The following is a 19,164-nucleotide window of genomic DNA, read 5'->3' as shown; positions in this document are numbered from 1 at the left end:
GTAAGCTAATAACCTAACTGGCTCGTTATCTTCGTAGTATTACACCCCCTTCAGGATGTTGGGGGTGTAACGCCAAACCAGTCCAAGCTTACTTTCCCGGATGAAGACCTGTCTTGCCTTTCTTGCTGTCTGGCTGGTATGCAGCGTTTGTCTGCCCGCCAGGGGGCAGTCCGTAGCCGTCATCAAACTGGCCCAACTGGGACCGTTGCTGAACAAGACCGACGATACACTGCGTGTTGTCAACTTCTGGGCAACCTGGTGCGCCCCCTGCGTCAAGGAACTGCCCCAATTCGAAGCCGTCCGGCAAAAATACGCCGACAGGAAGCTGAGCGTGCTGCTGGTTAATCTGGACGAACCGGATGCACTGGAAACGAAGGTGAAGCCGTTCGTGAAAAAGCGGAACCTGCGTTCGCGGGTGGTACTGCTCGATGAACCCGACCAGAACGCCTGGATCGAAAAGATTGCCCCGGAATGGTCCGGGGCGCTACCCATGACGCTCGTTGTCAACCGGGCGAAAAATATTCGTAAGTTTATTGGTAAAGCGGTCAAAGAAGGCGAATTAGAAACCATAATCAACGCGTATAAACCACAATAACCATGAGAAAATCGAAGCTTTTACCGGGAATGGCGATGCTGCTGGCGGTGCTGCTGATGAGCATGCGGTTTGTGTCGGATGGCTACAAAGTTGGGGATACGGTAGCAGATTTTAAGCTGAAGAACGTGGACGGCAAAGCTGTGTCGCTCGCCGATCGGAAGGATGTCAAAGGGTACATCATTGCCTTTACCTGCAACACCTGCCCGGTTGCGAAAGCCTACGAGAGCCGGATCATTGCCCTGAACGAGCAGTTTGCGCCGAAAGGCTACCCGGTCGTGGCGATTCAGTCGAACGACGAGCAGCGATCGCCCGGCGATTCGTACGGCGCCATGCAGCAGCGCGCCAGGGGTAAATCGTATGGCTTTCCGTATCTGCACGACGAAACGCAGGCAGTGGCCAAAGCGTTTGGGGCAACGAACACCCCCCATATGTTCGTGCTCAAAAAAGAAGGGGACGCTTACAAAGTGGCCTACATCGGTGCCATCGACAACAACCAACGCGATGCAGCAGCCGCTGATAAGAAATACGTAGAACAAGCCGTGACTGAATTGCTGGCGGGTAAGCCCGTCACGATGCCCACGGCACGGGCCATCGGTTGCGGAATAAAATGGCGCGATGCCTAAGTTTCGGCCAGGTCCTCCTGAATAATAAATAGCTAAAATTCAGTTAAAAAGCGCGATTCAGACGTCTGGGTCGCGCTTTTTGATTTTTTATGTGCAAAATTTTCTTTGGTTCTATAAACTATATAGCAAAACTGTGGTAGTATATTTGTTTAATTTATCCAATACGAAGTATGAAAAAAATAGCATTACTACTCAACGTTTGGTTGTGGGTTGGCTTGTCGTTCGTTATGGCGCAACAGCGCGTAACGGGCACAGTCACAAGCGCTCCGGACAACTCGCCTTTGCCCGGTGTCAGCATCAGTATTACAGGGACTACACGGGGAACTACCACGGATGTGAACGGAAACTACTCACTCCAGGCAAATGACGGCGAAGTACTCCGCTTTTCTGCCATCGGTTTTACATCCGTTGACCGGACCGTACAGGGACCAACGCTCAACGTCGCGCTCCAGGAAGATACCCGTTCGCTGAACGAGGTGGTGGTAGTGGGTTACGGTACGCAGCGCAAAGCCGACGTAACAGGGGCCATTTCGTCGGTAAAGGCGCAGGATATAGCGAACCGACCGGTATTGTCGGCCGAGCAGGCGCTGCAGGGAAAGGCGGCCGGGGTGCTGATCACGACGGGGCAGGGCGCGCCCGGTGCGGCTCCGTCGGTTCGGATTCGGGGCGTTGGTACGACCGGAAACAGTAACCCGCTCTACGTCGTGGACGGAATGTTTGTGGACGATATCCGGTATCTGGCTCCCAACGACATCGCAAGTATTGAGGTCCTGAAAGATGCCTCGTCGCTGGCCATCTACGGCGTCCGGGGGGCAAATGGGGTCGTATTGATCACCACCAAAACCGGTAAGCCTGGCAAGGCGACGGTTACGTACGACGGTTACGGCGGCTTTACGCAGGTGACCAATCCTATTGAACTGGCCAATGCTACCCAATTTGCAACGCTGGTAAACGAAGCACTGGCCTATGAGGACCCCAACGCAACGCCCCGCTTCCCCAATCCGCAGTCGCTGGGCGAGGGTACGAACTGGTTCGATCAGGTGCTGCAACGCGGAGCCATTCAGAACCACCAGTTAACAATCGCCGGAGGCTCCGACAAATCGACCTTCAATGTGAGCGGTGGGTATTTCCGGCAGGAGGGCGTGGTGAAAGGATCGGCCTATCAACGGTTCTCGCTGCGGGTCAACAATACGTACCAGGTCCTGCCGGTACTGCGGCTGGGCAACAACATCGCGCTGACGCATTACACGTCGGACAACGTACCAAACGGCGTTGTACAGACAGCCTACGGGGCCGATCCGACCGTTACGCCCATCAACGCCGACGGTACGTATGGTTTCTCGAACGTGAATCTGGTCGCTAACCCAACGGCGCAACTGGCGTACAACGACGACCGCAGCCAGGGCGAACGACTGGTCGGTAACGTATTTGGGGAGGTGACGTTTCTGAAGGATTTTACCTTCCGGTCGAGCTTTGGCGTGGACGTGGGCTACAACCGGGGCCGGGTCTTTCTGCCACGCTTCCGCGTTTCGGCAACTCAGTTCCGCGAACGTAGCCAGTTAACCCGTACCAACGACCTGACGAGCACCTGGTTGTGGGAAAACACGCTGACCTACACCAAAACGTTTAACAAGATTCACAACGTAACGGTACTGGCCGGAGCCACGGCGCAGCAAAGCCGCTTCGACATCCTGACCGGCTCGGCGCTGGACGTACCGGGCTACAATGAGGACGTGAAGTACATCAACCTCGGCAACGAAATCGGCCGAACGGCCAATGACCGGGTTGGCGGACAGGTGCCCTACGTGTTCTCGTATGCGTCGTACCTCGGCCGGGTTAATTACAACCTGCTCGACAAGTATCTGCTGACGGTCAGCGTCCGGCGCGATGGTTCGTCGCGGTTCCCGCCCAACAACCGCTATGCTACGTTTCCGGCCGTGGGGCTGGGCTGGCGGATCAGCGAAGAACCCTTCCTGCGGGGTAAGATCGATAACCTGAAACTACGCGTCAGTTACGGAAAACTGGGTAACACCAACATCCCGAACTATCTGTACTACGCCCGCGTGACGCCTAACCTGAATGCTGTGTTTGGGCCGGATCAGAATCTGTATCCTGGGGCCACCGAATTGAATCCCGTTACGTCGAACCTGACGTGGGAGGTGGTAACCCAAACGGACATCGGTCTGGAATGGGGCTTCTTCAACAACCGGCTGTCGGTAGAAACGGATTATTACAACCGGAAAACGAACGACGTTGTGCTGACGGCCGACATCGGAAACGGTCAGAGCATCCAGACCAACGCGGGGAGCGTACAGAACCGGGGTTTCGAATTATCGGCCAACTGGCGCGATCAGGCGGGAGATTTCAACTACGAAATCGGCGCGAACCTGACCACGCTGGACAACAAACTGACGAGCCTGGGCAACGGCGGTATCCCGATCATCGGTGGTGGGCTGGGTAATGGCCGTACGGTTACGCTGACCAACGTAGGCCAGCCGATCGGGGCTTTCTACGGCTATGAGGTAGCGGGTATTTTCCAGTCGGAGGCCGACATCGCCAACAGTCCCACGCAGGCCAACGTCCGGCCGGGCGATCTGCGATTCCGCGACCAGAACAACGACGGTAAAATTGACGGCAACGACCGGGTGTATCTGGGCACACCGTTGCCGAAAGCGTTCTGGGGTTTCAACAGCCGGCTGAGCTACAAGAGCTTCGACCTGATCCTTGACCTGCAGGGCTCACACGGCAACAGCATCTATAACGGGAAGAAAGCCGTTCGTTTCGGTAATGAAAACTTCGAGGCTTCGGTCATCAACCGCTGGACGGCTGCCAACCCGTCGACAACGCAGCCCCGTGTTTCGACCGGCGGCAACAACTACGAAGTGTCGGATTACTTCCTTGAAAGTGGCTCGTTCGTTCGGATTCGTACGGCGCAATTGGGGTATAACCTGCCGGCTAAGCTGATCAACAAGGCGAAAATCCAGCGAGCACGTATCTACCTGAATGCACTGAACCCGGTTACACTCACGAAGTACACCGGCTTTTCGCCCGAGGTGGGTAGCAACGATGCCAACCAGGCCGACCTCAGCCGTGGGGTGGACGTGAGCCTGATTCCTGTATACGCTACGTACACAGCAGGGTTGAATATAACGTTTTGAAAACTTCACTTCCTCCCCTGAATGAGCTGGAGGTGTAACGATAACGATCAATGAAAACAGTCAATAAATTTCTAACTACCGCCCTGACCGGTGCTTTGTTGCTGGGCAGTCAGAGTTGCAGCGAGTCTTTCCTGGAGCGGAATCCGCAGGGAGAAGAAATTGTACAGGATTTCTTTCAGAGTGAAGATGGGGCCATCAAAGCCACCAACGCCATCTACGCGCACCTGCGGGCCTGGCAAACGCACGTATTTGCGTTTATCGCCGTGTCGAGCCTGACCTCCGACGATGCCGATAAGGGCAGCGACCCGACGGATGCGCCGTTTATGGGTGAGTTCGATCAGTTGACGATGACCCCTACTAATTTCATCCTGAACGATTACTGGACGGGTCAGTACCAGGGCATCAACCGGTGCAACGAGGTGATTCAGCGGGTGCCGCAGATTACGTCCATGAACACCACACTGCGTGATCGGCTGGTAGGGGAGGCCCGATTCCTGCGCGCCTATTTTTACTTCAACCTGGTCCGGACGTTCGGGGGCGTACCTCGCGTAACGGACATCGTGCAGGCCGGTGATCCACCGCAGCCACGGGCGTCGCGGGAAGAGATCTATCAGTTAATTGAGCAGGACCTGAACGCGGCCATTGGCGTACTGCCCGAGAAATCTGGGTATCCGGTTGCTGACTTGGGGCGTGCAACGAAAGGAGCGGCCAAAGGATTGCTGGCAAAGGTGGCTATGTATCAGAAGCGCTGGTCGGACGTGCTGCGGCTCACCGACGAGATTATTGCATCGAACGAGTATAACCTCAATACGCCCTACGAGCGTATTTTCACCGAAGCCGGAGAGAACAGTTCAGAATCCCTGTTTGAGGTGCAGAACGCAGCCCTGCCGCAATGCGGGGGCGGTTCACAGTACGCCGAGGTGCAGTCTGTTCGGGGGCAGTTGGGCTGGGGTTTCAACGTACCGTCTAATGATCTGATCAATAACGCTTACGAGACGGGCGATCCGCGCCGGGATGCCACGATCATCTTTCCGGGCGAAACCCTGTTTGATGGGGTGTCGATCAATCGGAACACGCCTAATCCGGCCTATAACCAGAAAGCATACGTAGCGCAGAGTGAAACCCGCTCGGCCTGCGGGATCGGCGATTCGAACAAAAACATCCGAATCCTGCGCTATGGCGATGTCGTGCTGATGAACGCTGAAGCCGCGAACGAACTGGGCAACGGCGCGCAGGCGGCTCAGCGTCTGAACGCCGTACGGGCCCGGGCGCGTGGTACCCGGACGGGGGTTCTGGCGGACGTAGCGTTTACCAGTCAGGAACAGATGCGACAGGCCATCTGGCGCGAGCGTCGGGTGGAGCTGGCGATGGAACACGATCGCTTCTGGGATCTGGTACGTCAGGGCCGGGCAGCTCAGGTGTTACGGGCGGTTGGTAAAAACTTTACGCCGGGTGTCAACGAGGTCATGCCGATTCCGCAAACCCAGATTGACGCCAGCGGTGGCGTGCTGACGCAGAATCCGGGGTATTAAGGTGGTGGGTAAAGCTGCGTCAGACGTACCGTCAGACGAGTATCCGAGTACTCATCGTCTGACGGTACGTCTGACGCAGCGCTTACAAACCAGTGTATCTTGACAATACTCGTCTGACGCAACACTACGCCAGGTGAGTGAGTACTCGGGTAGCCAGCGTCAGACGTGCCGTCAGACGATTCATACTCGGCTACTCGTCAGACGAATACTGGGCGTCCGACGCAACCTTCACAAACAGTACAATTACAGTGCTTTATCAATCATGATAAATAGAAACCTGCTATTTCTAATCATCAACACGGGCTTGCTGCTGGCTTTCTGTCGTCCGGAACCGCAACCTTTGTCTGTCGAAACGCCCCCAAAGCTCTCCGATAAGCAGCTTTTTGATAAGGTACAGGAAGCGGCTTTTCGGTATTTCTGGGACTTTGGCCATCCGGTATCGGGGCTGGCTCCTGAACGTACCAAAACACCGGAAGTGGTGACCAGTGGCGGGTCGGGGTTCGGTATCTCGGCGATTGTTGTGGCTACGGAACGCGGCTGGGTGAAACGCGACGAGGCCGTGGCCCGGCTGCTGACAATGGCGAAATTTCTGGAAAAAGCCGACCGTTTTCATGGCGCGTGGTCGCATTGGCTCGATGGAAAAACGGGCAAGGTGGTGCCGTTTGGTCAGAAAGATAACGGCGGTGATCTGGTCGAAACGTCGTATCTGGTCAATGGTCTGCTGATTGCACAGCAATACTTCAATCAGAACAACGCCCAGGAAACCGAGTTACGCGATCGCATACAGAAGCTGTGGGAAACGGTTGAGTGGGATTGGTACGTACATAATGGCCTGCTGCATTGGCACTGGTCGCCCAACTACGAGTGGGCCATGAACATGCCGATTCGCGGCTACAATGAGTGTCTGATTACGTACGTGCTGGCCGTCGCGTCGCCGACGCATGGCATTGATCCTGATGTGTACCAGAAGACCTGGAAAAACAGCCCGAATTATTTAAACGGCAAAACGTACTTAGGCTATAAACTGCCGCTGGGTTTTCCGTACGGTGGGCCGCTGTTTTTCACGCATTACTCCTATCTGGGCCTTGACCCGCGACAGGTGCAGGACAACGTGACCAACTACTGGGACCTGAACGTAACACACACGCTCATCAACCGGGCGTACTGCGTGTACGAAGCGCCGAAAGATCACCAGTATTCGGCCGAGAACTGGGGCCTGACCGCCAGTGATGATTTTAACTTCTACGGCGCGCACCAACCGACCGAGGACAACAGTACGATCAGCCCCACGGCGGCTTTGTCGGCATTTCCGTATACGCCCTATTACTCCATGCAGGCCATGCGGTTTTTTTACAACGAACTGGGTGACCGGCTCTGGAAGGAGTATGGATTTACCGATGCGTTCAGCCTAAAGAAAAACTGGTTTTCGCCCCAGTACCTGGCTATTGATCAGGGGCCAATTGTGATTATGATGGAAAATTACCGGACGGGCCTGTGCTGGGATCTGTTCATGAAACTACCGACGATCAAAACGGCTTTGGCGAAAATGCAGCTTGATCAGGTTCGATATCCGACGGGCTTCCATCTGGCTATCCCGAATGCGAAAACCGGCCAGTATGACATTCTCAAACATCCGCATCTTGGCCAGTACCCGATTCACGTTTATCTCAACCAGGCCGGGGCAGTTAGTCTGGATTTGCTGAAGCCAGACGGTACGGTAGTCAAGCGCATTGTGTCCGAGAAATCGATGCCGATAGGTGCCCAGCGCCTGACGTTTGATGCGCCGGCCGGCCAATACCAGCTTCGGATGAAAGCGCCGGACCAGACAGCCACATTGGCCGTAACCCTGCATTGAGTGAGTAGCTATCCGTCAGCCAACGGGGCAGGCTGAGGGATGGCGAAGTAGAAAGATTAATGCATCGCGATTGAAAAGTTAAATTGTTCAGTTTGGGTACGGACAAAGCCGGAATGGGTGGCAGACATGGGTAGAACTCGAGTTTACAGAGCAGCCAGCGTTTGCTGTTTGCCGGGTTCGCGGAGATACCTGTTCGTTACGGTGAAATACCGGTGACTGCCCAGAAACGACCGCTGAATGGAAACCCAGTTGGCAGTATCGGCCAGATGGCCATAGGCCAGCCACTCCAACAGCAGTAAATGACTAATCCGCGCGTAATCGTCGCGCCCGAGGTAGTCTAAGTCCGCATCGCACAGAATGGCCTCGGGAAAGGTAGTCGGTGCCTGCGGAACCCGCGTTGACCGGATGAGCTGGCAGACCTGGGTGACCTGAGCAGGCGCGTAGCCAAACGTTGGCAGGTACAGCGTGGCAAGCCGGCAGCTTTCGGCCTCGTGTTCGGCATAAGCGTTCAGAAATCCCGCATCATGATAGCAGGCTGCCGTCTGGAGCAGCTGCAGCAGATCAGGATCGTTGATCCCTTCGGCCCGGGCGATTCGGTCGGCCTGCTTCATTACGTCCTGCGTGTGGTGAACGCTGTGGTAGGTAAGCAGGGGGGACAGGTGTGCGGTCAGGGTATCCAGCATAAACTGGCAGGCAAGTTGCGTTTGCATGAATGCGGTTACTTACGCCCGTAACCGGGCAAGTTCATCGGGATGAAGTCCGTTGAGCACCTCTACAGCGTGTTCATAACCTTTCTGCACGATTTGGTCGTATGAGGTCCAGTTCATGATGCCGTAGCGGCTCACATCGGGGTTGAAATACAGATCAGTATGACGGATATTTTCGTTGCGCCGGGCGCTGCTGTACAGTAGGGTGGCATTGAGCATGAGCGACAAGAGCGAAGGGAGTCGGTATTTCCGTTGTCGTTTAGACCGAAACCGATCCCGGAGCAGGCTCGTCGGGCTGGGAATCTGCTCCATGGTCAGCTTGCGGGGTTTGTCGATGCTTAGGTCCACGCCGATGACCTTACCCACCCCGAACCGGCTCATCACATCGGCGGGGAAATTATTGAATGATCCCCCGTCCACCAGCAGGTCGTCGCCGTCGATTACGGGCGGAAACACCCCCGGAATGGCCGAAGTCGCCAGCAGGTATTTGAGCATGGGCCCCCGCGTGTGAATCTCCTCGCGGGCGCGGGTGTAGTTACTCGACAGAGCAAAAAAAGTTAGCCAGCTATCTTCAATGTAGGGGGTCGGGTTGCCGGTGAAATCGCTGATGCAGGTTTGAATCATCTGCTCGATACGTCGGCCCCGGATCAGCGAAATAAACGGCAGAACGTTGTAGTCTTTAGTAGGGTTGAAATGGGCGGCTTTGCGGAGGTGCCAGGTGGTGGGTTCAATGGCCTCGTCGAAAGAGAACGTAGCGGCTACCAGCCCCCCCACGCTCGTCCCACCCACAACATCAATCGGGATGTTCCACTCCTGCAACGCCCGCAGAACGCCAATGTGGGCGAAGCCTTTGGCTCCCCCCCCGGCCAGTACCAGCCCAACAGAGGTGCCGCTCAGAATGCGGGCCAGCCGGGCCATGTCACGGTTCAGTCCGGGGCGCAGGTGGTAATGCCGCTTCACCGCCGGACGCGGGGCCAGCCAGTGAGCCGTATCGCGCGGATGGGTCGTGTCGGACGGATGCAGCAACAGCAGCGTGTGCGGAGCGCCCGTCCACAGTTCATTCATCAGGTAGTGCTTTTCGATGAAAGTCAGGTCGGGTGGCTGGGTGGCATCGGCCAGCAGTAGGATTTCATCGGCCTGCCGCAAACATCGGCGCGTCCACTCCGAGAGAACCGGAAGGCCATTCCCCGAATGTTCGGGCCGGAACGGGTCTGCCAGGTACAGCATAAACTCGTGCTGCGACTCCTGGTCGTCGAGCCACTGACTCAGTTGCCGGTAGGCTATCGGATTGTCTTTGTCAACCTGAGCAAAATTAGGCTGGTTGAAGACTTCGTTTACCTCGTCGCTCGACACCACGAAGGTCGTTCCTTTCCGGCGCAACAGGGGCGACAGTTCGGCCGCCAGCCGCGTAGCCGGGCTGATGGAGTCTGCCGGGCCGTTGTGCAGAGCCAGCACACAGATGTTAACGGGTTTCTTGGTCGGGTGCGATCGGGTTGGGCGAGAGGTCACGTCTGACCCGGCTGCTCTGGGCTGCTCCTGCGAGGTACGAAGCCGGTTGATGATAAGTTTGGTTACGTTTATTGACACCGTGGGATAGGCGGCAATAACCTGTTCAAAGGCGTTTTGGGATAATTTTACCAAAACGCTGTCGCGCAGTGCTACAATGGTTGCACTGCGTGGGTCGCCGGTAAATATGGCCATCTCGCCCACGGTTTCGCCCCGGATGATCTCACCCATTACCTGATGGTTACCCTGTTCGTCGGTTGTGTACGCCTGCAAGCGACCGCTGATGACGAAATACAGGCAGTCGCCGGGTTCATATTGCCGGAACAAAACCTCACCTCCGCTGATCTCCACCCACTCCAGCATGGGTTCGAGCAGGGCGAGCATAGTCGTATCAAACTCACCGAAAATACGGTGCAGGTTCGTCAGTAGCTGTTCTTTCTGATGGGCGTTAGCTAAGGGTTCAATTGTAAGTCTCATTGGAAAACGTCGATTAACTACTTACAGGATTTAAGAGTTTGTCATGCTGACTATCAACAAAGTACATACGCATGTTGGCTTTATTCTTAGTGGCTATTTCACCCCGGTGCCGACAGTTGAACCGTGTCTGTACCCGCTCATAGGTGGCGCCGGAGATATTAATCTGCCCCGGCTCACTGGCTGATTCGAGCCGGGCCGCCGTGTTGACCGTGTCGCCCCATATATCGTAGGCGAACTTGGTAGCGCCTACCACCCCCGCAATCACCGGCCCGGTATGAATGCCAATCCGAATCTGAAAGCCTATTTTGCCCTCGCGGGCGCGTTGAGTTTCAAGTTCGCTGATGAAGTCCCGGATTTCCAGGGCGGCTGCTACCATCTCATGGGCATGATCGGGGTGAGCCGCGGGTAACCCGCCCGCGCACAGGTAGGCATCGCCGATGGTCTTGATTTTTTCGAGACTGGGGTATTTACCGATGATGTGGTCGAAGTGGCGGAAGCAGTAGTCGATCTCCTTCACCAGATCGACCGGCGAAAGCTGTTCGCTGATTTTGGTGAAGTCGCGGAAGTCGGTAAACATGATCGTCACCTCCTCGTGGTGGCGGGTGCGGGTGATGCCCTGGACCTTCAACTCATCAACCAGTTCACCGGGCAGGATATTGAGCAGCAGTTCATCGGAGCGTTTGCGGGCCAGATCGAGCTGGGTGTTTTTCTGAGCCAGTTCGCGGTTGGCGCGTTGCTTATTGATAATGAGTCGCCAGAGCAAAGCTGCCAGAGCCACCAGCAGGCCGGCCCCTACCAGCAGGGCATTCCGAATAGTGCGTTCATGCTCGACTTCGGCGGCTTTGAGGGCTTTCTCCTGTTCAAGAATTCGGAGTTGATCCTGCTGAAACCGTAGCGACAACTCCCGCATGGTCAGCATTGAATCTTTCTGACCAATCAACCGGTCTTTTTGCCCGATGAGCTGGTCTTTCTGCCCCATCAGCTTGCCTTGCTGCTGGAGTTGCTGCGCACGTAGCGAGAGTTGTTGATCCTGCTGAGCCAGCAAGGTCTGCTTTTGCTGGGCTTCGGTACTCAGCGTACTCACGGCCTGCTGGGAGTTGGCGGCCGTTTCTTCGGCCTGTGCTTTCTGGGTTTCGAGCCGGTTCAACTCGGCCATCAGATCAACCGAGCGCAACGCTTCCTCAGCTCGTTTGCGAAATCGCCGGGCTTTGGCTTTGTTGCCGAGGGTGGTGTGGAGTCTGGCAAGTTGCAAAGCAGCCAGTCCAATTACTTTGGTGGCGTTGAGCTTTTGACCGAGGTCGAGGGCATGCTGAGCGTAGACAAGCGCGCCGTTTGGGTTACTGGATTCAAGGTCTTTTGCCATGAAGAGCAGTACCTCAGCTTTGCGGGTAGAGTCAGTTTGCCGAGCCAGTTCGGTGGCCCAATGCGAAGCTGGAAGTGCGCCATCCTGCGCCCATCCGGGTGACGACAACCTGAATAGTAAGCCAATCAGGATAAGGCGAAGCAAATGATTAGTACGCATAACAAAGAGTGAAAAGTCGAAAATTTATTATGTTTTCTACCGTCAGGATGACGCTCTGCTCAAGAGGGTCGTTGGTAGCTGTCAGGTTCTGGCTGAAGGTGAACATCGGTAGTGGTAGCTGCCGAACGGACGTTGCGGGTTGGGCTGAGGGCTGTTACCACGGGTGCCTGGGCCAGCGTGGTCAGGCTACCAGTCATCCCTATCATTAGCGTGAGTAAACCCCGGATTTGGCTCACGAACAGACGGGAAGGATTGAGGTAGAACGATTGAATAAAAGGTGTCATGAGTACAAATAGATGCGTTCTGGGAATGGGGAGCCGACCTGCGTGAATGTGTCCTGGGGCCAAACCTTCGGCAAATACCCCAACGCCCAGCTTTTTCGCTAACACATTTGTTGCATTGTATACCAACTATGTAACATATGCTAAGAAACTTAATTGATTGCTGTAAAAGGCGAGCTGGAAGCCCATAAGGTATTGCTGAAAAAGCGTCGCCGTAAGGTGCGAACTCCCTTTTCTAAACACTGGCCGAATCGACCGCCTAAGCGACTCAGGCCATCCTGATCAATAATTCATTGCGAGCGCAAAGCCGTTGTGGCATGCTGAGCCCATAACAAGCCCATCAACCAAAGGGCGATTAGCGAAGACGCTGGAAGAATTACGATAAGAAAGAGGAGATAGATCCGGAAGTCGCCGACTGCTTTTAGGAGGGATACTGTAAACGGATAGTAGGGCTATAAGCTTGAACCAATCATATTCACTTAAAAAGTAAACTTATCTTAGGCCGCCATAAGCATCGTTGTTCAATACGTTTGGCCTGCATCTCGCTGTTCTGGATCTTGCTCACCAATGAGATACGGCCCTGTTGATCGGAGTTAAAGATAAGAGTCGCATCCAGGGGACGCCAATGCCCATGAGCTGATAACCACTGACCGTTCCCTGGGTGTCCCGTTCATACTGTAGTGTGGTCAGTGGGCTGGCCATGTAGAACAGATCTTTACCATAGGGGGGCAGGCGCGTTTTACTGCCGCCCTTGATGATGTAAAGCAGTTCGTCATCTTGATTCACTACGTAGCGTTCACCCTCATAGGGGTATAGGGTCTTCGGGGTCCCGTTTTGATACGGGGCTAAGCAAACTCCCCATTTTACACTATAACAGGCGGGTAAGAGCTCGCTATAATAATATCATGAGTCGCTCCTGCCCGCGTTTTTGTCTGGAAATGGGGGCGAAACAATACATTAATAAAGGGAGGAAGGTTACTGTACGAGTCAACATACATCGGAACGGCTTCCCCCGGACGGATACCCCGTTGCTGCGGTGACAGAAAAACAGACGAGAAGTAAGTCCAATCTCAAAACCTCTGTTCCTTGACGTTTAACTCCATTCATAGGAGGCTTAGCCAAAGCCCATTATTGGAAGGTATTTGTCACTAGTTCCGTATCCATGTACTCATTGATCGTTTGTAGTTTGCCCTCTCCCATACGGCATACCCAGCAGTAGCGATTATTATAGAGCTTGCCATCAGGCGTCATGTTTTCACCAGTTGCTTCCACAACTACGTAATCACCATCTGCCAGGATACGAGTAGCAGTCGCTTTATAGGGAGGAATCAAGGTAGTCTTTACCGCCCCCCAGAGATCGTTAACTACGGACTGCTTTCCCTGAAAGGTCTTCGCCCATTGTCCACTGCCCATCCAGATCCATTGCACATCTTCAGCCATCGCTTCCAGGAAAGGCTGATCGTTGCCTTTAGATAATTCAGAAAAGATGCTCTCTATCAGGCGTTTATTTTCTGTGGTGCTCATTCTTTAGTCAGGAATTAGTGGACGATATGTTATTGCCTGATCGAAACCTGGTCAGGTAAGACAGTTAGTAAAGTAGGTATAAATCATAAAAACGGTCCCATTTTAAACGGCTACATCGACCGGATAATGGAGGTATTAACAAAATGCTACAGGGAACCTATGCCTAAAAAACTACTATCAACCCTTACCTATTGGCTTTTGAAAGGTACGTCAAAATGTGTCAGCTTTTCCCAGTTTTATATCAATCCAGATTCCCGCTTCGTCTCCAGCTTTGCCTTATCATTTTAAGCAGAAAAATTAATGAGCAAAACCATCCTGATTACTGAAAGTAGACCAAAGCCTTTTTGCTTATGACCCCATGAAGGCGAGATTGCAGGCCGGATATGCCGACCTCTCAGTGGGTCAGCTCGAAGCAACTACCGCAGCGATTCTGCAACTCATCGAGAACGAACAGCCCCGATGCGGCCACTGCTGGACAAACTAGCCTATCCCTTGATTCAACAAGGCTACAGCAGCCGGTTTGCCGAATGGGACGCCTGAGCCGATATCGCTACGGCCACTCATGGCGATTAATCAACAAACGTCTTAAGCTGTTATCGACCGCATCAGCACCCGTCCGCGGCCCCGCGCAGTACGATTGTTCATAACCTAACTGCCTATTCACTCTTCAGAACTTCCGTTGGGTTACGCTTGGCTGCCTTCATGGTCTGCGATCCAATCAAAATGAAAGCAAGCAGCCATACGGCCAGCAAGCCCACGAACAACTCAGCGACCTGCACGGGTGTGTGATACGGAAACCGGGTGAGTACCACGTTTTCAAAGAAAAGATACGTTATCGGCAGTGCGATGAGTGCCGCTATCGACAACTGTACGAGAAAGCCGCGGCTCAATAAGTAGATGAGGTTGCCCGAACTGGCACCCATCACTTTGCGGATGCCGATCTCCTTCAGGCGGGTCTCGGTCGTATAGGCTACCATGCCAAACAGGCCCATCGATGCGATTGAAATGGCGAGGAAGGCAAGGAAACCAATAATGTTGATCAGGGTGGAAAATTCACTGTATGCTTCTTCGATGGCTTCGTCATAGAACTCAGCCCGAAACGGATGAACCCGATCGAGCTCCTTCCAGGCAGATTCGATCTTGGCTTTGGTTGCCAGCATGTCAGTACTTCGTATTTTGGCATTGATGACTGTTGGGTCTTCGGGCGTCCAGTGCAGGAAGGCAACCGGCCCGATGAGGTTGTCGAGCTTGCCGTAGTGGAAGTCGTTCATGACGCCCACGATGGTCAGCCTGCGCGTTCCACCGAAATTGCTGAATGTAACTTTCTCCCCGATTGCTTTCTGGGGGTCGTTGTTTCCAATGGTAAAGCGTTTTAAAAACTGCTGGTTAACGATCACCTCCGTGGCGGCTTTGGATGTAGTAGGTCGTGCCATAAAGTTTCCTCCGGCAATGAGTTTGTATTCATGCAGGGCCATGTAGTTTTCGTCGACGTGGTTGGTCATGACCAGGGCAGAGTCGCGCGAATCCTTATATTTCATGTAGCCGCCCCAGGCATTTCCAACGCTGGTGACGATTAAGGAGCGGGACAGTGCGGCTACTTCCGGCATCTCGCTCAGCTTCTTCTGGAACGCATCCGGCTTATTGCCCTGCATCCTGATGTTCAGGATATTTTCAGTATTGAATCCCAGGTCGAATGCCAGTAAGTTTTTATACTGCACGTAGCCGATGGCGGTTGTTGTGATAAAGATCAGCGTGAGTGTATATTGAACCACCACCAGCATGCGTCTGAGCGTCATGTGTTTGAATACTTTCACCGTTGCTACATTTCTGAGTGCACTGATCGCGCTGACTTTCGAAAAGAACAGGGCAGGCATAAAGCCGGCAATAGCACCTACGGTGGTTGAAAAGACGATAAAAGCTACGACCATAGTTGACGTGAGCTCAAGTTTCACCGTTCGCTGCATTTCCGGAGCCAGGTTTATCAGCAGCGGTCGTAGTATGAGAAAGAGGAGGAATGAAAGAACAAGGGCTGCCAGGGCGATCATGATCGACTCCGCCAGGAATTGCTGCCGTATCTGGCTTTTTTCGGCTCCAATCGCTTTGCGAAGACCTACTTCCTTAAAACGACGCATGGCTCGTGCCATCGACAGATTGGTATAGTTGAAGCAGGCCGACAAGATCACCACAAGGGCGAGCCCGCCGAGTATCCAGAGGGTACGGGGAGACATGTGAGGCCCCACAAACCCTGGTCCCCCTTCGGAAGGGCGGAACTTTTCTCCCACCACGGTTTCATATAAGGGAAGAAGCTCAAGCTGAATTTTCGTGTTTGCTTCAGCGAGATTTTCCACCCTGGCAATGGCGTCGAGCTGCGATTGGATGGAAGTCATGTCGGCATCTGTCGGTAGCCGGAGGTACACGAAGTTCGACGCTACGTTCGTCCAGTTGTAGAAGTTGTTGTCGTTCCTGTTAAGTTGTTCGGCCGTCGACAGTGATACCAACGCTTCGAATTGAAGGTGCGAAAAGAAGGGGACGTCCTTCATCACACCAGTCACCCTGTAAGCGAGGGTATCGAACCTGATTGCCTTACCAAGTGCCGATTGATTGCCGAAGAGTTTCCGGGCAGCGGTCTCGGTCAGGACGATCGAGTAAGGATCGTTCAGCGCCGAGTTGGGGTTACCTTCCAGCATCGGGAACGTAAAAATCCTGAACAGCGACGGCTCCGCCCAGAAACCCTTGATCGGGATAAGATCGTCGCCAACCGTTGCATCACCCGAAAAATCGTTACGTAGAATAGCTACGTCCTCAATGCCAGGCACTTTCTCCCGGATCAGCTTTCCGGTCTTTACGGAGGTAGTGGCAAACTTGCCCCGGTCACGATTGACAGTCACAACACTGGTAATGCGATAGATGCGGTCGCCATGCTCGTGGAATCTGTCGTATGAATGCAGGTCGAGTAAGAAGGCGATCAGCAGCAACCCGACGGACATGCTGATGGCCAGGCCAACAATGTTGATGAACGAGAAAAGCTTGTTGTGCATCAAGTTGCGTCTCGCTGTTTTGAGATAGCTTCCGATCATGATCCTGTTGATAAGAAGGTTAATAAGTTTTAAAGGAGTCTGGGTTATAACTTCGCTTCGTGCGACGCCCCCAGACTCGGCTCGACGTATTCGAAGCGCGTACACGAGTAAGCGGCTGCAAAATACCGGATTGGCACAGGTAGCATGAAAAAATGGGGTGAACTGGTTTAAAAATGGGACGAAGGCTTGGTGTCATTCAACCTCTTAGGCGGGTATTGTTGGAAACATATGGCGTTATCGGATACAGTTAGTTCGCAAAAAATGTAGAACTAATGGCGTCTGAACGTACCAAAACGCTCTTTTTATGTGATAGGCGTATTTGGGGTCCAACGAGATTCAAACGATGCTCGCTATAAAGCGACTCATTGGTTTGCTACGTCGGTTCAAAATGCGGGCTAATTTTTGTTGTTTTGCACAGTTTTGACTGCCAATAACCCCGCTTAATTTTGAACGCCGTTCGTTTAACTCCTCCTTCTGGCCCTGTTCGGGCAACAATTCCGTTAGCTTCTTCAAAGAGTGAAAGCAACCGCGCCCTGATCATCGACGCATTGACGGGCTTTCGCTGCCAGCTTCAGAACCTGTCGACCGCCCGCGATACGCAAACGATGATTCGGTTGCTGTCGTCGGAGGGTCAGAGCGCCGGACCGTCCACCGCCGACGTACTGGATGCCGGAACAACCATGCGCTTCCTGACTGCCTACTTCGCCGTGACGGGCCAGCAAAAAGTCATGACCGGCACACCCCGCATGTGTGAGCGGCCCATTGGGATTCTTGTCGATGCGCTACGGACGCTCGGTGCTGAAATCACGTACCTGAAAAACGACGGCTACCCACCTTTGCAACTGAACGGCTTCCAGGCGTCGGGGGTAGATCGGTTGAGCATCCGGGGCGATGTGAGCAGCCAGTACATTTCGGCCCTGGCGATGATTGCCCCGATGCTGCCGGCCGGCCTGACTATTGAACTGACCGGTGCTGTCGGCTCACGGCCATATATCGAAATGACCCTGGAGCAGATGCGCCATTTCGGGGCCGACGTAACCGCCGACTGGACAAATAACACCATCACCGTAGCTCCGAGGCCGTACGTCCCCACTACGTTTGCGGTTGAATCCGACTGGTCGGGGGCGAGTTACTGGTACAGTGTTGCAGCACTGGCCGAAGATGAATCGTCGGAGATTGACCTGCTGGGCCTCAAAGAAAAATCGTTGCAGGGCGACAGTGCCATCGTTGACATTATGCGGGCGATGGGCGTCGACAGTACGTTTACTGACAAGGGGGTTCGACTAACCAAACGCCCGGCTGAAACCTCGCTGGCCTGGGACTTCACCGACTGCCCGGACCTGGCCCAGACGGTCGCTGTCTGCGCGGCTATGAAAGGCGTTACGTTGACGCTAACGGGCATCGAAAGCCTGAAAATCAAAGAAACCGACCGCGTAGCCGCCCTTCAGGCTGAGCTACAAAAGATCGGTGCAGAACTGGTCGAGGTAGAAGCAAACCTCCGCTACGAGGTGCGCTCCCTGACTCCTCAGACCTTACAAGCTACCCCCCAAATTCATACGTACGACGACCATCGCATGGCAATGGCCTTCGCGCCCGTAGCGATGCGGCAGGAGGTTATTATTGAAGAGCCGGGCGTAGTGGCTAAATCCTACCCGTCGTTCTGGGATGATATGAAAAAGGTAGTAGAGGTTAGTCAGTTTTAATTGCCACAGATTACGCAAATTACGCTGATTGAACGTGCGGTCAGGTTGAGAACCTGACCGTACGAATTTCGGGTCTCGAAACCAGTCAATCCGTGTGATCTGCGAAATCTGTGGCAAATACGATTTGTGGCAAAGAATTAAGCAAGTTTTTCGTAATCCGTCATTCGGTTTTCATATTCTGTCACCTCCTGATCGGCGTTTGCGGCTGACCTTTGTATCAAACAAAAACGCAAACGAAAGTCATGAAAACGGTATTGAAACTCGAAGAATTCGCGCAGTTCGCCCTGTCTATCGTCCTGTTCAGCCAGTTGCCTTACGCCTGGTGGTGGTTCCCCGCCTTGATTCTGCTGCCGGACATTAGTATGGTCGGTTACTTCATCAACCCACGTATTGGGGCTATCGGTTACAACCTGGGGCACCATAAAGGTATTGCGCTGCTGGTTGGCACAATTGGCCTGTTGACGCAGCAACCGATCCTGATGCTGGCCGGGATTATCCTCTTCGGACACGCCAGCATGGACCGGATGATGGGCTACGGTCTGAAATACAGTGATAGTTTCAAACACACGCACCTGGGATTTGTCGGTAACCACGCGAAGTAGCC

At 54.0% G+C, this 19,164-nt stretch carries 15 protein-coding genes; 8 read left to right on the top strand and 7 right to left on the bottom strand.

Going from position 1 to position 19,164, the window contains the following annotated elements:
* Positions 1-100 precede the first annotated feature (100 nt).
* The 5 genes from BN8_RS16075 to BN8_RS16055 all read left to right on the top strand — a co-directional run bounded on the left by BN8_RS16075 (position 101) and on the right by BN8_RS16055 (position 7,763).
* Complete coding sequence (locus BN8_RS16075; protein ID WP_009282968.1) at positions 101-595, top strand: TlpA disulfide reductase family protein; 495 nt, start codon at positions 101-103, stop codon at positions 593-595.
* A 2-nt stretch (positions 596-597) separates the two neighbouring features.
* Complete coding sequence (locus BN8_RS16070) at positions 598-1,218, top strand: thioredoxin family protein (protein ID WP_040005873.1); 621 nt, start codon at positions 598-600, stop codon at positions 1,216-1,218.
* A gap of 170 nt (positions 1,219-1,388) precedes the next feature.
* Positions 1,389-4,376 carry a SusC/RagA family TonB-linked outer membrane protein gene (locus BN8_RS16065; RefSeq protein ID WP_009282966.1) on the top strand — a complete coding sequence of 996 codons (2,988 nt, stop codon included), beginning with the start codon at positions 1,389-1,391 and terminating at the stop codon, positions 4,374-4,376.
* A 50-nt stretch (positions 4,377-4,426) separates the two neighbouring features.
* Positions 4,427-5,908, top strand: coding sequence for a RagB/SusD family nutrient uptake outer membrane protein (locus BN8_RS16060; RefSeq protein ID WP_009282965.1), 1,482 nt, complete (start codon positions 4,427-4,429; stop codon positions 5,906-5,908).
* A 262-nt stretch (positions 5,909-6,170) separates the two neighbouring features.
* Positions 6,171-7,763, top strand: coding sequence for a glucoamylase family protein (locus BN8_RS16055; protein WP_009282964.1), 1,593 nt, complete (start codon positions 6,171-6,173; stop codon positions 7,761-7,763).
* Positions 7,764-7,906: 143 nt separating this feature from the next.
* Here the strand turns inward: BN8_RS16055 and BN8_RS16050 are convergent, their stop codons facing one another.
* From BN8_RS16050 to BN8_RS16030, 6 genes are all read right to left on the bottom strand, one after another.
* Entirely contained in the window at positions 7,907-8,473 is a 567-nt protein-coding gene (locus BN8_RS16050) for an HD domain-containing protein (protein WP_009282963.1), read from the bottom strand.
* A 12-nt stretch (positions 8,474-8,485) separates the two neighbouring features.
* The gene (locus BN8_RS16045) at positions 8,486-10,453 is read right to left on the bottom strand and encodes a cyclic nucleotide-binding domain-containing protein (RefSeq protein ID WP_009282962.1); all 1,968 of its coding nucleotides are present in this window, start codon (positions 10,451-10,453) and stop codon (positions 8,486-8,488) included.
* Positions 10,454-10,466: 13 nt separating this feature from the next.
* Entirely contained in the window at positions 10,467-11,975 is a 1,509-nt protein-coding gene (locus BN8_RS31855; RefSeq protein WP_009282961.1) for an adenylate/guanylate cyclase domain-containing protein, read from the bottom strand.
* 59 nt (positions 11,976-12,034) lie between these two features.
* Positions 12,035-12,259 (bottom strand): hypothetical protein, encoded by a 225-nt coding sequence (locus BN8_RS32905; protein ID WP_144051682.1) that lies wholly within the window; start codon positions 12,257-12,259, stop codon positions 12,035-12,037.
* Between the two features lie 558 nt (positions 12,260-12,817).
* On the bottom strand, positions 12,818-13,042 hold the full coding sequence (locus BN8_RS16035) for a hypothetical protein (protein ID WP_009282959.1): 225 nt from the start codon (positions 13,040-13,042) through the stop codon (positions 12,818-12,820).
* Positions 13,043-13,384: 342 nt separating this feature from the next.
* Entirely contained in the window at positions 13,385-13,780 is a 396-nt protein-coding gene (locus BN8_RS16030; protein ID WP_009282958.1) for a nuclear transport factor 2 family protein, read from the bottom strand.
* A gap of 358 nt (positions 13,781-14,138) precedes the next feature.
* Here BN8_RS16030 and BN8_RS33765 point away from each other — a divergent pair, with 358 nt between their 5' ends.
* Positions 14,139-14,264 (top strand): hypothetical protein, encoded by a 126-nt coding sequence (locus BN8_RS33765; RefSeq protein WP_262493832.1) that lies wholly within the window; start codon positions 14,139-14,141, stop codon positions 14,262-14,264.
* Positions 14,265-14,436: 172 nt separating this feature from the next.
* Here the strand turns inward: BN8_RS33765 and BN8_RS16025 are convergent, their stop codons facing one another.
* Positions 14,437-16,857: an ABC transporter permease gene (locus tag BN8_RS16025; protein ID WP_009282957.1), complete on the bottom strand. Its 2,421-nt coding sequence runs from the start codon at positions 16,855-16,857 to the stop codon at positions 14,437-14,439.
* A 446-nt stretch (positions 16,858-17,303) separates the two neighbouring features.
* Here BN8_RS16025 and aroA point away from each other — a divergent pair, with 446 nt between their 5' ends.
* Together aroA and BN8_RS16015 are read left to right on the top strand one after the other, a co-directional pair.
* Positions 17,304-18,560 carry a 3-phosphoshikimate 1-carboxyvinyltransferase gene (gene aroA / locus BN8_RS16020; RefSeq protein WP_009282955.1) on the top strand — a complete coding sequence of 419 codons (1,257 nt, stop codon included), beginning with the start codon at positions 17,304-17,306 and terminating at the stop codon, positions 18,558-18,560.
* A 242-nt stretch (positions 18,561-18,802) separates the two neighbouring features.
* Complete coding sequence (locus tag BN8_RS16015; protein ID WP_009282954.1) at positions 18,803-19,162, top strand: DUF4260 domain-containing protein; 360 nt, start codon at positions 18,803-18,805, stop codon at positions 19,160-19,162.
* Positions 19,163-19,164: the final 2 nt, after the last annotated feature.

Origin of the sequence: Fibrisoma limi BUZ 3, assembly GCF_000296815.2 — a bacterium.
Classification (GTDB): Bacteria; Bacteroidota; Bacteroidia; order Cytophagales; family Spirosomataceae; genus Fibrisoma; species Fibrisoma limi.
The sequence above is the reverse complement of the archived record's forward strand: the minus strand, read 5'-3'. Positions and strand labels throughout refer to the sequence as shown.